Genomic DNA, 14,523 nt, shown 5'->3' on the forward strand with positions numbered 1-14,523 from the left:
TGATGTGGCGTAAAATATGGACAGATAGCGATTGGACTATCATCATATGTACTATATTACTTGTCGGAATTGGTCTTACAGCTATTGGTAGTGCTACCCATGTGAATCATGAAGCTATCGGTTTTGGTAGTTTAGTGGTAAAACAACTCGTATTCTTTTTAGCAAATATAGCTGTCGTTATAGGCATGCAATTTCTAGATTACCATCGCCTTAAAGGGTGGGGGAATATGATTTATGTGATTACCATGCTTATGTTAATTGCAGTCATGGTAGTTGGTACCTCCGCACTAGGTGCACAGCGTTGGATTCAACTGGGGCCAATTACTATCCAGCCTTCAGAGTTTTCTAAACTATTGATGATTATCTGTATGGCTAAAATGTTAGAACCGCGCATTGGCAAGTTAGATACTTTTAAATCCCTATTGATGCCAGTGTTATATGTAGGGATTCCTATCCTTCTCGTATTCTTACAACCTGACTTGGGGACATCCCTCGTATATATTGCTATATTTGTAGGGATGCTCTTTATATCTGGTATCAAAACAAAGCTTATAAAAATCATTGCGAGCGTGACTTTACTCTTGATGCCTTTGGGCTGGTTTGTACTGAAAGAATACCAAAAGCAACGTATTCTAGTATTTTTAAATCCAGATATTGATCCCTTCGGTTCTGGCTATCATATCATTCAATCTAAGATTGCCATCGGGTCGGGTATGATTTTTGGTAAAGGTATCTTTAATGGTACTCAAAGTCAGTTGAACTTTTTACCAGAAAATCATACGGACTTTATCTTTTCTGTAATCGGCGAAGAATTTGGCTTTGTAGGATGCATTGTAGTATTGCTATTATTGTTTATGCTTATTTATCGCAGTATTCAAGTAGCATATACCTGCAATGATAATTTTGGTATGTTATTAGCAACGGGTATTGGTACGATGTTTGCCTTTGAAGTGCTCGTAAACGTAGGAATGACGATTGGTATCATGCCTGTAACGGGGATTCCGTTGCCTTTCCTTAGCTATGGTGTTAGTGCGCTAACAACTAATATGCTGAGCATTGGCATTTTATTAAATATTGCTAGACAGCGGACAAAATATATATTTTAATATCCTTTCATAGGATTGATTGTGAAAGAAGTCTTTCATTAAAGACGGAGGATGTATGATTCAATTAGATACGTCATGGTTACAACATGTCCAAAAGCCTGCTCGCTACACGGGCGGCGAATACAATAGTATCGTGAAAGATCACAGTACTGTTGATGTAACTATGGCTTTAGGTTTTCCCGATGTGTACGAAGTGGCCATGAGTCATTTGGGCATCAAGATTTTGTATGGTCTCGTAAACCGTCGTGAAGATGCGGTAGCCGAGCGCGTATTTGCACCGTGGCACGATATGGAAGAGGAAATGCGCAAGCGTAATATTCCATTATTTTCCTTAGAAACACGTACGCCTATTAAAGACTTTGATGTGTTAGCATTTACGCTTCAATATGAAATGAGTTTTACTAACATTTTAAATATGCTCGATTTAGCAGGCATTCCTATGTATGCTAAGGAGCGTGATTTAGATTTTCCACTGCTTGTATGCGGTGGCCCTTGTGCGTATAATGTAGAGCCTATTGCTGATTTCTTTGATATCGTATCCCTCGGTGAATCCGAAGAGTGGGGCGATGAATTCATCGACTTATTTAAAGCAGAAAAAGCCAAAGGCTTCCCAGGTGGCAAAGAAGGCTTTTTGCGTAAAGTAGCCCAAATTCCTGGCACATATTGCCCGGCTTTATACGATGTAGAATACACCGAACAAGGCGATTTTAAATCGATTACGCCGCGTTTCGAAGACGTACCTGCAACCGTTGAGAAACGTATTATAGAGGATGTAGAGAATGTATTCTATCCAACAAAGCCTGTTGTACCGTTCCTTGATATAGTGCATGACCGCGCTGTATTGGAGTTATTCCGTGGCTGTACGCGTGGTTGTCGTTTCTGTCAGGCCGGTATGCTCTATCGTCCGGTTCGTGAAAAGACGCCAGAACGTTTGTTACAGATTGCTAAAGATACAATTGCCAATACGGGGTACAATGAAATATCCTTGATGAGTTTGAGCTCTGCGGACTATTCTAAATTGCCTGAACTCGTAGATATGCTCATGGAAGAGTTTAAAGATAAACAAGTTAGCGTTAGCTTACCGTCATTGCGTATTGATAGCTTCTCTATCGATATTGCGAAAAAGGTACAGCAAGTGCGCAAGAGTGGTCTTACCTTTGCGCCTGAAGCAGGTACGCAACGGATGCGTGACGTTATCAATAAGGGCGTTAGTGAAGAAGATTTGTTGGCCGCATGTACTAATGCCTTCAAATCAGGATGGAACACGGTTAAATTGTATTTTATGATGGGGCTTCCTACAGAAACAGATGAAGATTTGGCTGGTATTGCAGATCTTGCGTACAAGGTGCTTGACTTGCACCGTGATATTACAGGCAAACGTAATGGTTCTGTAACGGTGAGCGTATCCTTCTTCGTACCAAAAACACATTCTCCATATCAATGGTATGGTCAAGAAGATGTGGAGGAGATTCATCGTAAACAACGTTACTTGAAGTCTCTCATCAATAATCGTAACATTTCTTATCACTATCATGATGGTTATACTGGCTACATGGAAGCCGCTTTTGCTCGTGGAGATCGTAGACTATCTAAAGTTCTCGTAGAGGCTTGGAAGGCTGGTTGTAAATTTGATGGTTGGACTGAGTTCTTTAACTATGAAGCTTGGTTGAAAGCATTCGCTGACTGCGGATTGGATCCTGCGTATTTTGCACGTCGTACACGAGATTTCGATGAGCCATTGCCTTGGGATCATTTAGATTGCACTGTAAGTAAAGCTTTCTTAAAACGCGAGTGGGAACAAGCGGTGGCAGCTAACCTTACAGGCGATTGTCGTCGAGCTCCATGCAAGGGCTGTAATGTATGTCCAGAGCTCAATACAGCTATTATTGACTATAAGGAGGGTGGCAGAGTTGAAAAAGTTACGTTTGGCCTTAAATAAGGGCGAAGAATTACGATTCCTGTCACACCTTGATTATGCTCAAGCTGTAGAGCGTATGATACGTCGAGCAGAAATTAAAATGGCATATTCTGAAGGCTTTAACCCGCATATGAAAATTAGCTTTTCCTCTGCACTTGCTTTAGGCGTAACGGCAGCAGCTGAATATATCGATATGGATGTGCTCGAAGATGATAGTTTAGAGTCCATTATGGACCGCTTAAATCGTGTAGCGCCTCCTGGTCTTGAGGTCCTAGATGGTAAAGAAATGCCTGAAAAGGTGAAAAAGATGATGGCCATCTGTAACTTTGCTATCTATGAGGTTACAGGTCCTGTGACAGATAAAAATGCGGATTGGGATGCGTTACTCAAAGCTTTTAATGAAGCAACAAAAATTTCTTATGAAAAGGTGACACCTAAGAAAACTCGTACCATTGATGTAAAAGAGTTTGTAAAAGAACCGGTCGTAGCCTCTATTAAGGATGACATGGTGACTCTTACAATGGGCATCGGTATTTATCCGCAAGGGACTATTAAACCTAGCGAAGTATGGAATCTTGGTAAAGAACAGTATAATTGGCCTATTACTTCAGATTACGAAATTCACCGTAAAGCCATTATGGTAGAAAACGAAGAAGGTCGCTATACGCCATTAGAGATTAATTACTAATTATAATTTAACTGATAAAGAAGGGAGGGATAGGATGCATAAAATTTTGGTCAATGTTATGCGCGAAGAAATTCGCATGGCTGTTATCGATGAAGAAGGCCAGCTAGTGGACTTTGTCTTGGAGCGTACCGATGAGTCTCATATGGCAAATCATATGTACAAAGGCACAGTAAAGAATGTATTGAATGGTATGCAAGCGGCCTTTGTTGATATTGGGGGCTCTCAAAATGCGTACTTGAACTTACAACAAGGGAAGGAACAGAAAATTTTGCCACGCTTATCTGTGGGGCAACAAATTCTCGTTCAAGTAGTGAAAGAAGAAATGCTTGGTAAAGGTGCTCGCGTAACTGCTGATGTCAGTTTGGCGGGCCGCTTTATGGTGCTTTTACCGTATTCTGAAGGCATGCATATTTCCAAGAAAATTACAGACGAAACCATGCGCAGTAAACTACAAGAATTGGCAGCCCCTTATGTACAAGAAGGTTGCGGTTTTATCATTCGCACTGCAGCAGCTAAGGCCAGTGCCGATGAAATCGGTCGCGATATGGAGTATCTGTGGCGGACCTGGCAACATGTGTTGAAGCGCTTTAAGGTGGCTAAGAGCGGTACTGATTTATATAGTGACGCGGATTTCTGGTTCCGCCTTGTACGGGACTATGCGCATCGCAATGTAGAGGAAATCATCGTCGATTCCGATATGGGAGAATCCCGATTGCTGGACCTCTTAGGTCATGGCCCTACATCGCAACAAATTAAAGTAACACGTCATCGCGATAGCACACCTATTTTTAAAGCAAACCATATTGAACCGCAATTAGAAGATCTTATCTCTCGCGATATTAATCTTCCTTCTGGAGGGTCAATCCGTATTGATCATACGGAGGCTCTCACCGTATTTGATGTAAATTCTGCTCATTATACTGGTAAATCTAATAAGCTAGAAGATTTAGCTTTTACAGTCAATAAAGAGGCGGCAAGAGAGATCTGTCGTCAATTGCGCTTGCGTGATATCGGTGGTATTATCGTCATCGATTTTATTGATATGAAAGATAAAGAACATCAACAAGAGTTATTAAAATTGTTGGGGGCACAAGCTAAGTTAGATAAAATGAAAACCGTTGTATGCGGCATTAGTTCGCTTGGCCTCGTAGAGATGACGCGAAAACGAGCTCGCCAAGGCTTGCAAACCTTGATGTTTGATACATGCCCTCAATGCGGTGGTACGGGCTATATGTTGTCGGGTCGTACTGTATATATGCAGATTGTGCGTCGTATCCGCGAGTTATTTAAATCAGGACGTATTAAAACGAATCTAGAAATCGAAGTTCATCCGGAGGTGGCCCAGTATTTAACAAAGACTATTGTCGAGGATTTAGGTGAGTCTATAGGTCGCAAGATTTCTATTGTAGTAAATCCACAAATTAGTCGAGAAGGATATTCCTTGATGGCTATAGCCGAATAAGTAAGTAGTTTGTGTATAGGTGAGTATAGTGTCTATATTTGAAATTGTATTAATTAGTATTGGTCTTGCCATGGATGCTTTTGGCGTATCTATTGGTAAGGGGCTGACAATGCCTGTAGGTGAGAATGGTCGGAAGGTCACTTTGGCCTTTCTATTTGGCTTGTTTCAGTTCCTAATGCCCCTCATCGGTTGGCTCATAGGACGTCAATTTATCGATGTCATATCTGATTGGGATCACTGGATTATCTTTGGTCTTCTTGGCTATTTAGGTATCGCTATGATTCGAGAAGGGCTTAGCGATGATGATGAAGAGGACGATGATAAGCAATTTTTAGGTGTCTGGGAGATGGTGATGCTCTCCGTAGCGACCAGTCTCGATGCGATGGCTGTAGGGTTGACCTTTGCGTTCTTACCTATTAATGTATGGGAAGCTTCTACCATGATTGGTATTATTACCTTTGGCATTTCTTTAATTGGTGTGTACTTAGGTAAATTTATGGGCCAATTTGTTGGAAAATATGCAGATATAGTTGGTGGAGGTGTATTAATTCTCATCGGTACAAAGATACTCTTACAGCACCTTGGAATTATCGGAGAATTTTAAAGCTCTGTATATATATAAGTGTTAAAAACTAGGCGAATTCTGTAGTTTTTGGTTTGACATGACTGTGTAAATAGTATATACTATATCAGTATTAGTTCGGTTTTCTGAACTTTGCAATCCGCGTGAAGCAGGTTTAAACGCCCGACCGAAGTTCGGGTCGGGATACCGAATTCAGCGAGTTCGATAACAAGGAGGTGTTCTCATGTACGCAATTATTAAAACTGGTGGTAAACAATATCGCGTTGCTGAAGGCGATGTAATTACTATCGAAAAATTGGAAGCAGCTGCTAACGAGTCCGTTACATTCGAAGAAGTTTTGACTGTAGTGAATGACGGCGACGTTAAAGTTGGCGCTCCTCTTGTAAACGGTGCAAAAGTTACAGGTACAGTTCTTGAGCATGGTAAAGGTAAAAAGATCTTAGTATTCAAATACAAAGCTAAATCCAACTACCGTCGTCGTCAAGGCCATCGTCAACCGTTTACAAAAGTTCGTATTGAATCTATCCAAGCTTAATTATGGTTTCCATCGGAATCCAGCGGAATAGTGATGGTCAAGTTATTGGTTGTCATATGTCCGGTCATGCAGGATATGATGAACATGGCTTCGATATCGTATGTGCTGCAGTGTCTGCCTTATCGGCAACGGCGATGTTAGGCCTCACCCAAATTGCTCAACAAGAAGGTGAGTATACGAATAGCGAAGGTCAATGTGATATAGTTCTCTCTGGTACGATTAATCAGAGTGGACAGGATATTCTGGGGACTATGCTTCTCGGTTTGGAGGAAATTAGCCGTCAATATCCAGAGTTTGTCCAAATTCACGAAATATAGGAGGTGAACTTAATGTTTACTTTTGATTTGCAATTGTTCGCACATAAAAAAGGTGTGTCCAGTACTCGTAACGGTCGTGATAGTGAATCTAAACGTCTTGGTGTTAAATGCCATGATGGTTCCATCGTAAAGAGCGGTAACATCATCGTTCGTCAACGTGGTACTCACTTCCACCCTGGTACTAACGTAGGTATCGGTAAAGATGACACTTTATTCGCACTTGTGCCTGGTAAAGTAGCATTTGAACGTGCTGGTCGTTATAACCGTAAAGTTAGCGTATACCCTGTAGAAGCTTAATTTTACAAGACTATTAATCCCTAGTGGTTTCCACTAGGGATTTTTTGTTGTTTGTTTTTGTTTATTATGGTGTTCGTTGTATTGGTATAATATAATATAGTTTAAAGTGATTATCAAATATATTCTAGAATTTTTAAATTTAATCGGAGGCATTATGGCACTATTAGAGTTATCTAATATATCCTATGTTGTAAACGAAAAGTCTATTATCCGTGATGTGTCTCTATCTGTACATGAAGGAGAGTATCTCACTGTTGTAGGCCCTTCTGGTAGTGGTAAAAGTACACTTTTAAAATTATGTAGTGATTTGATTAGTCCTACCTCAGGGATTATTACTTATAATGGACGTGATTTAACCACTATAGATCCAGAAAGTTATCGAAAAGAGGTAGGTTATTGCTTTCAAAGACCTTACTTGTTTGCAAAAACGGTGCGTCGTAATATTTTGTTCCCTTATGATATTCGAGGTATGGAACCTGATATGATTCGTATCAAATATCTTTTCGATTTACTTCATATGCCTATTGAATATCTTGAGCGCCATAATGATGAACTATCTGGTGGAGAAATGCAACGGATTTGTCTCATTCGAAGCCTTATCTTTGAACCTAAAGTATTGCTTTTAGATGAGGTTACCTCTGCATTAGATGCTGTTAACACGGCTATCGTGGAACGGGTAATCGATGAACTTCATAATAATGGGATGACCATCATAGCAATAACACATAGTGAGGAACAAAGCTTACGTAAGGCTAATCGCCGCATTACAATTGTAGATGGATCATTAGCTAAAGAGGAGGTATTACGGTGAGTCAATTTCATGCTATTTCAGCCATGTCATTATGCCTTGCATCTATATTAGTTATTATAAGTATGTTTATGTCCTATCGGCAGGAGTTGAAGTTAGAGAAAGATATTTTTATAAGTGCTTTACGAGCTACCATACAGTTATTTGCCATAGGCTTTATTTTAGCTTATATTTTTAGTACTGAAAGTCCCATATTCATAATCGGATTATTAGGTTTTATGGCTATTAATGCAGCCTATAATTCTTCTAAACGCGGCAAGGGAATACCATATGCATTGTGGATTTCTTGGTTTGCCATAACAGTAGGTGCAAGCATTACATTATCGATTTTGCTTCTAACAGGTGTGCTTAACTTTACTGCTTATCAGGTGATTCCTGTTGGAGGGATGGTTATTAGTGGAGCTATGGTGGCAATTGGCCTTTGTTATCGACAAATGCTATCAAATTTTGAGTTGCGCCAACAAGAGGTGGAAATTAAACTAGCGTTAGGAAGTACACCTAAGCAAGCGTCAAAAGCCATCGTGCGAGATGTTATAAAGACTGGATTGCAACCTACTGTGGATAGCGCTAAGACTTTAGGAATCGTGGCTTTACCAGGAATGATGACAGGTCTTATCTTAGCGGGGATGCCTCCACTTGAAGCTGTAAAATATCAAATGATTGTGACATTTATGAGTTTATCTACTATATCGATTGCTTGCTTTATTACTTGTCAATTAGCGTATAGAGCATTTTTTAATAATAGAAATCAATTAAATAGGTAAATTTAGTGCTTTAAATATATTTTATAGTACATCAAATCAGAATATTTACTCATAACTTAGAGTAGTAGCCTTAAGATTACTACTCTTTTTTATAGTGATAATGTTTATATATGATTATAGGAATAAAGAATATTGGATATAATTTTGTATAGTTATAAAGCTTTACTTATTTTGTTTTTAACATTGCATTATTGCTATAAATGATAATGAGATTTATTATTGAAAAAGATAGAGTGTTGTTGATATAATGTATCAGTAAATTCTATAGTATTTTGTATTGTAAGGAGTTTTTATGAGCAATTATGACGTAGAAACAAGGGGAGGGCGCGCAGCTAAAACTACGCTACTAGGTATACTGGCTTTAGCTATTTTAATTGCCACATCTCTTGGTTCACTCTTCATTGGGATACGCTATATCAGCCTAGATGATATTACTTTATCCTTTACTAACTATGATCCTAATAGTATAGGTCAGATGATCGTTCAAACATTGCGCTTGCCACGTATGATAGCAGGTATCGTTGTAGGTATCAGTTTTGCCGTATCAGGTGCACTGATGCAAGGTGTTACCAACAATCCTATGGCAAGTCCTTCTATTTTGGGGATTAACGCAGGTGCCAGTTTTGGTTTAGCTGTTGGGATGATTTTATTTCCTTATTTAACCTTAAATGGAAGTATTTTGTTTTCCTTCGGTGGGGCCGCATTGGCAACACTATTCATTTTAGCTCTTGCTAAACGCGTAGGTGGTAAAGCTACTCCTGTATATCTTGCACTTGCAGGTACGGCTATTAGTGCAGTATTTGTGGCTGTTACACATATGCTTGTTGTGTACTTCCAAGTGGCACAAGAGTTAAGTTTTTGGACTGCAGGCGGTATTAGTGGTATTCGTATGGAACAAGTATTACTTGTATTACCTTGGACACTCATTGGTATTCTTATTGCCATGTACGTATCTAAATCTGTTACGCTCTTAAGCTTTGGCGAAGAGGTAGCTATTGGTCTTGGCAGTAATTTAAATCGTGTACGTGTATTATCTGGTTTGACTGTACTTATTCTTAGCGGTTCTGCTGTTGCTCTAGCCGGTCCGATCGGCTTTGTAGGTCTCGTTATTCCACATATAACACGTAAACTGGTAGGCATCGATTATCGTCTTGTAATTCCATTCTCTGCACTCTTTGGTGCAGTACTTGTTATGATTGCTGACGTTGTAGCTCGTATCGTAAATCCTCCATTCGAAACACCATTAGGTGCCATTACTGCCCTTGTAGGTGTTCCATTCTTTATTTATTTAGCAAATCGTAAGGGAGGAAAATAAGATGAAAAAACGCTTTTTTGCCTACTCTTTCGTTATGACGCTCATGTTGTTAGGTGCCATGTATGGACATCTTCATACAGGCTTTAGTGATATGTCTACATCTGATCTTATTCGTATTCTCTTTGGCGGTGGTAATGATGTAGAAAAACTCACAGTTTTTGATTTCCGTTTAGTTCGCACCATCTTGGCTGTATTTATTGGTATGGGCCTTGCTATGTCTGGTGCAATTTTTCAAACTATATCTCGAAATGAATTGGCTAGTCCAAGCTTGTTAGGTGTAAATGCTGGTGCTGGTTTAGGTGTAGTTCTTTTAGTATATTTTGCAGGCTCTACAACGGCGTGGGGAATTTGGACATTACCTACTGTTGCCGTAGCTGGGGCTGTTGTGGCAGCGATTTTAATTTATCTTCTATCTTGTCGCGGTAGAGATATTATTTCGCCATATCGTTTAATCTTAACAGGTATCTCTATGAGTGCAGGATTCCATGCATTGCAAGTCTTACTCGTAACGCGTTTGGACCCTAATAAATTTTATTTAGTTAATACTTGGACCATCGGCACTATTTCGGGTAATACCTGGGAGCATGTATGGGTACTTGCACCAATTGTCATTGTATTATCACTCATTCTTTATGCCCGTTATATGGAGTTAAATTTATTGAGCCTAGCTGATGAAACGGCGATTGGGCTTGGTGTACATATAAATCGCTCTAGATTTGTATACCTTATTATTGCAGTTCTTTTATCTGGGTTCTGTGTAGCTATCGGCGGCAGCATTGGTTTTGTAGGGCTTATTTCCCCGCATATTGCACGTCGCTTAGTCGGTGCCGATCATGCCTATTTCTTGCCATTAACAGGTCTAATTGGAGCTATTTTAGTGGTCACTGCCGACTGGATTGGCCGATCCATTATTGCGCCTGATGAAATCCTATTAGGGATTATTGTAGCTTTAATCGGGGCACCATACTTCTTGTATATTCTAGCAAAAACAAAAGCGTAAAAGGGGAAATATAAATGAAATTAGAAGTTAAAAACCTAACTACTGGTTACGGTGATACAAAAATTATAGAGAACTTAAATCTTACGATTCCAGAAGGCAAAGTAACAGCATTAATTGGCGCTAATGGTTGTGGTAAATCTACTTTACTAAAAACTATTTGTCGTATTATTCGACCAATGGATGGCGATGTCTTACTAGATGGTAAATCTATCGGTTCTTATGGTAGTAGAGAGCTAGCAAAAAAGGTTGCTATTTTGCCTCAAAATCCAACGGCACCTGGTGAAATTACAGTGCGTGAACTTGTTATGTACGGTCGTGCACCGCATCAAGGCAGCTTATTTGCCCGTACTACAAAAGAGGATAAAGAAATTGTAGAGTGGGCTTTGAAGGAGACTGAATTACTTCAGTTTGCAGATCGTGGCATTACAAATATGTCTGGGGGGCAACGGCAACGGGCATGGATTGCCATGGCTATTGCTCAAAATACAGACATTCTATTCCTTGATGAGCCTACGAGCTTCCTTGATGTATCTCACCAAATGGATGTATTGCATCTGGTAGAGCATTTGAATAAAGCTTATAACAAAACGATTGTCATGGTTATTCACGAACTTAATGAAGCCGCTCGTTTTGCCGATAATTTAGTTGCCATGAAGGATGGAAAAATTCTATACGAAGGTACGCCTCATACTATCTTCCATAATGAAATGTTGAAGGATGTATTTGGTGTAGATTCTACAATCATGAATGACCCTAAGACAGATCGTCCGTTCTGTATTCCTTATTCTATGAAAAATTATGGCCATACGGCACGTGAGGTGTAGTATGAAGCGTTTGTTAATTTCTGGTCTTTTGGGGGCTTGTATGCTCATGGGAATTGCAGGATGTGGTCCACAGGAAAATGGTATGACTCATGAAGCCATCTATGCTAATCTTGATGATAAGGTAAAAACAGCCCTTGAACGGTCAAATGATCCGAAAGACATTGATAAAGAGTTTAAGAAGCGATTAACGGCTATCCAAAAGGCAGCAGATAAAATTGTTACTGTTGAAGGAGATAAGATTATTGTCACTCATAAGCTCGGGACAACAGTTATGCCTAAAGAACATAAACGTATCGTGGTTGTTCGGACAGAAGATCCTATGATTGCATTAGATGAATCTTTTATAGGGGCAAATTTTAATGAAAAAAGCTATCTTTATAATGAATTAAGTAATCGTAATGTTCAAAATTTTAGCATTAATGATGAAACAAAGACTATCAACTATGAGCAGATTCAGGCTTTAAAACCGGATTTGATTATTATGCGTGACTCTTATGGTAAAGCGGCATATAATGCACTTTCTAAAATTGCTCCAACCATTTCTGTCAACGTAAATAAGGAAGAAGTTGCACTACTAACTATTGCTAAAGCACTTGGGGTCCCTGAAAAAGGGGAAGCTCGTTTGAAAGAATATTATTCACAGGCTAAGAAAACACGGATAGATTTAGCTGAACATATGCAAGGGGAAACCGTAGCTTTTCTAAGAATTTTAAATAAAGAAATACGATTGTATCCGTATATGAAAAGCGATTTGAATGTCTTTATGGCTGAATTACTTAATATTAAACCGCCTGATATGGTATTAGAAACAGAACTTAACCCTACGAACAATGCGATTTCTTTAGAGCGATTACCCGATCTTGATGCAGGCTATTTAATCGTTTCTGCTGGTTACGGTGCTTCTAGTGCTAATAATCAAGGTGTAGCAGATCAACGATTGGCAAATCTTAAAAAAGATGAGTTATGGAAAAATTTGCCTGCTGTAAAAGCCGATCATGTATTGCAAGTGGATAGTACTTTGTGGATGGCCCATGGTATTATTGCGAAAGAACGTGCTATGAAAGAGCTGTATGATACATGGGGAGAATAGGACTAAATACATTTGTAATATATAGTTAGTACTATTATGTAAGGGTTTATCTCGTGTAAAAATACATACATACATTTTAGTCATGTTCGATATAGATAATCGATATAGATTAGAAACTCCCATGATATAAAGGTTGCTTCCTCTTATGAGGTGGCAACCTTTTTGCATGTATCAAATTCCTGTGCTTTTTAGTAGGAATAGTGGTATACTATGTACAGTATCAGTGAAATACCAGAAGACTGGTTGTCATATACTTTCATAAACCTAAAGAGGGGTGGCATTGCCACTAGAAAGATTTGAGGTAAGTACTATGTATGATGTAAAATCTCCAAAGGCGGAGGAATTTATTTCCCATCAGGAAATCCTTGACACACTTGCCTATGCAGAGGAAAACAAGGAAAATCGGGAGTTGTTAGATGCTATTTTAGCGAAAGCTGCTACATTTAAGGGATTAAACCACCGAGAAGCAGCAGTTCTCTTAGAATGTCCGTTACCTGAATATAAGGAAAAGCTTTTTGCTTTAGCAAAGGAAATCAAGAAGGCTATCTACGGCGATCGTATTGTTCTATTTGCACCGTTATACTTGTCTAACTATTGTATCAATGGATGTGTGTATTGTCCGTACCACTCCAAAAACCGCGATATTAAACGTAAAAAATTAACGCAAGACCAAATCAGAGAAGAGGTTATTGCGTTAGAAGCGATGGGCCATAAGCGTATTGTAATTGAGTCTGGTGAGGATCCATTAAATAATCCTCTTGAATATATTTTGGAATCCATCAAGACAATTTACGGTATCAAAAATAAAAATGGTGAAATCCGCCGTGTAAACGTAAATATTGCAGCTTGTTCCGTTGAGGACTACAAAAAATTACATGAAGCTGGTATTGGCACATATACATTATTCCAAGAAACATATAACAAAGAAAACTATGAAGCTTTACATCCTACAGGCCCTAAGAGCGACTACGCCTACCATACAGAGGCGATGGACCGCGCTATGCAAGGTGGCATTGATGATGTAGGCATCGGTGTTCTTTATGGTTTGGAACATTATAAATATGATTTCGTTGGATTGTTGATGCACGCTGAACATTTAGAGGCTGTGTATGGGGTAGGTCCACATACTATTTCTGTACCTCGTATTTGTCCAGCTGATGATATCGATGTAGATGATTTCAGTAATGCTGTGCCTGATGATGTATTTGAAAAAATTGTTGCTCTTATCCGCGTCTCCACACCGTATACAGGTATGATTATGTCCACTCGTGAAAGTCAGTCCATGCGTGAACGTGGCTTGGCATTAGGTATCTCCCAAATTAGTGGTGGATCTCGTACTAGCGTAGGTGGTTACAAAGAAGAAGAGAAACCAGAAGATAATTCTGCACAATTTGATCGCAGCGATACACGTACATTAGATGAAATCGTAGACTGGCTATTAGACCTTGGTTATGTACCAAGTTTCTGTACTGCATGTTATCGTGCAGGCAGAACAGGGGACCGTTTCATGGCCCTTGCTAAATCCGGTCAAATTCACAATTGTTGCCAACCTAATGCGTTGATGACATTAAACGAATATATCATGGATTACGGTGATGAAAAGACTAAGGCTCATGGTGCTAAGGTCATCGAACAACAGTTAGAAAATATTAAAAATGATTTAGTTAAAGAAAAAGCTAAAGCTTATATTGCACAGATGAAAGACGGCAAACGGGACTTCCGGTTCTAAGGAATTCACTGATATGGAGCCTCCTATTGATAATGGGAGGCTCTTTCTTGTTGAGAAAATAGCAAAGTTTAAATGAGAATAAAATAT

Annotated in this window: 15 protein-coding genes; all 15 read left to right on the plus strand. The window is 39.3% G+C overall.

Annotated elements, in window-relative coordinates:
- The first annotated feature begins 2 nt into the window (after positions 1 to 2).
- The 15 genes from rodA to hydG all read left to right on the plus strand — a co-directional run bounded on the left by rodA (position 3) and on the right by hydG (position 14,436).
- Positions 3 to 1,106 (plus strand): rod shape-determining protein RodA, encoded by a 1,104-nt coding sequence (gene rodA, locus E6X37_RS00625; protein WP_004698715.1) that lies wholly within the window; start codon positions 3 to 5, stop codon positions 1,104 to 1,106.
- Positions 1,107 to 1,161: 55 nt separating this feature from the next.
- A complete protein-coding gene (locus tag E6X37_RS00630; protein ID WP_004698741.1) occupies positions 1,162 to 3,045 on the plus strand; it encodes a TIGR03960 family B12-binding radical SAM protein in 1,884 nt (627 codons plus the stop codon).
- Positions 3,017 to 3,712, plus strand: a complete 696-nt coding sequence (locus E6X37_RS00635; RefSeq protein WP_004698585.1) for a TIGR03936 family radical SAM-associated protein — start codon at positions 3,017 to 3,019, stop codon at positions 3,710 to 3,712. Before E6X37_RS00630 ends, E6X37_RS00635 begins: the two co-directional genes overlap by 29 nt.
- A 34-nt stretch (positions 3,713 to 3,746) precedes the next feature.
- Positions 3,747 to 5,174: an Rne/Rng family ribonuclease gene (locus E6X37_RS00640; RefSeq protein ID WP_004698671.1), complete on the plus strand. Its 1,428-nt coding sequence runs from the start codon at positions 3,747 to 3,749 to the stop codon at positions 5,172 to 5,174.
- 28 nt (positions 5,175 to 5,202) lie between these two features.
- The gene (locus tag E6X37_RS00645; protein ID WP_004698596.1) at positions 5,203 to 5,778 is read left to right on the plus strand and encodes a manganese efflux pump MntP; all 576 of its coding nucleotides are present in this window, start codon (positions 5,203 to 5,205) and stop codon (positions 5,776 to 5,778) included.
- A gap of 202 nt (positions 5,779 to 5,980) precedes the next feature.
- Positions 5,981 to 6,292, plus strand: a complete 312-nt coding sequence (gene rplU / locus E6X37_RS00650; RefSeq protein ID WP_004698652.1) for a 50S ribosomal protein L21 — start codon at positions 5,981 to 5,983, stop codon at positions 6,290 to 6,292.
- A 2-nt stretch (positions 6,293 to 6,294) separates the two neighbouring features.
- Positions 6,295 to 6,609, plus strand: coding sequence for a ribosomal-processing cysteine protease Prp (locus E6X37_RS00655; RefSeq protein ID WP_004698521.1), 315 nt, complete (start codon positions 6,295 to 6,297; stop codon positions 6,607 to 6,609).
- 12 nt (positions 6,610 to 6,621) lie between these two features.
- Positions 6,622 to 6,906 (plus strand): 50S ribosomal protein L27, encoded by a 285-nt coding sequence (rpmA, locus tag E6X37_RS00660; RefSeq protein ID WP_004696430.1) that lies wholly within the window; start codon positions 6,622 to 6,624, stop codon positions 6,904 to 6,906.
- A gap of 154 nt (positions 6,907 to 7,060) precedes the next feature.
- Positions 7,061 to 7,717 carry an ABC transporter ATP-binding protein gene (locus E6X37_RS00665; protein ID WP_004698519.1) on the plus strand — a complete coding sequence of 219 codons (657 nt, stop codon included), beginning with the start codon at positions 7,061 to 7,063 and terminating at the stop codon, positions 7,715 to 7,717.
- Positions 7,714 to 8,478: an ABC transporter permease gene (locus E6X37_RS00670; RefSeq protein ID WP_004698663.1), complete on the plus strand. Its 765-nt coding sequence runs from the start codon at positions 7,714 to 7,716 to the stop codon at positions 8,476 to 8,478. The genes E6X37_RS00665 and E6X37_RS00670 overlap by 4 nt, the downstream gene beginning before the upstream one ends.
- Before the next feature lie 292 nt (positions 8,479 to 8,770).
- A complete protein-coding gene (locus E6X37_RS00675; protein ID WP_004698649.1) occupies positions 8,771 to 9,793 on the plus strand; it encodes a FecCD family ABC transporter permease in 1,023 nt (340 codons plus the stop codon).
- 1 nt (position 9,794) lies between these two features.
- Complete coding sequence (locus E6X37_RS00680; RefSeq protein WP_004698530.1) at positions 9,795 to 10,793, plus strand: FecCD family ABC transporter permease; 999 nt, start codon at positions 9,795 to 9,797, stop codon at positions 10,791 to 10,793.
- 14 nt (positions 10,794 to 10,807) lie between these two features.
- A complete protein-coding gene (locus tag E6X37_RS00685) occupies positions 10,808 to 11,617 on the plus strand; it encodes an ABC transporter ATP-binding protein (RefSeq protein WP_004698744.1) in 810 nt (269 codons plus the stop codon).
- Between the two features lies 1 nt (position 11,618).
- Positions 11,619 to 12,707: an ABC transporter substrate-binding protein gene (locus E6X37_RS00690; protein WP_004698736.1), complete on the plus strand. Its 1,089-nt coding sequence runs from the start codon at positions 11,619 to 11,621 to the stop codon at positions 12,705 to 12,707.
- 310 nt (positions 12,708 to 13,017) lie between these two features.
- Complete coding sequence (gene hydG / locus E6X37_RS00695; RefSeq protein ID WP_004698580.1) at positions 13,018 to 14,436, plus strand: [FeFe] hydrogenase H-cluster radical SAM maturase HydG; 1,419 nt, start codon at positions 13,018 to 13,020, stop codon at positions 14,434 to 14,436.
- Positions 14,437 to 14,523 lie beyond the last annotated feature (87 nt).

The organism is Veillonella parvula, from assembly GCF_032550495.1.
Taxonomy (GTDB): Bacteria; Bacillota; Negativicutes; order Veillonellales; family Veillonellaceae; genus Veillonella; species Veillonella parvula_G.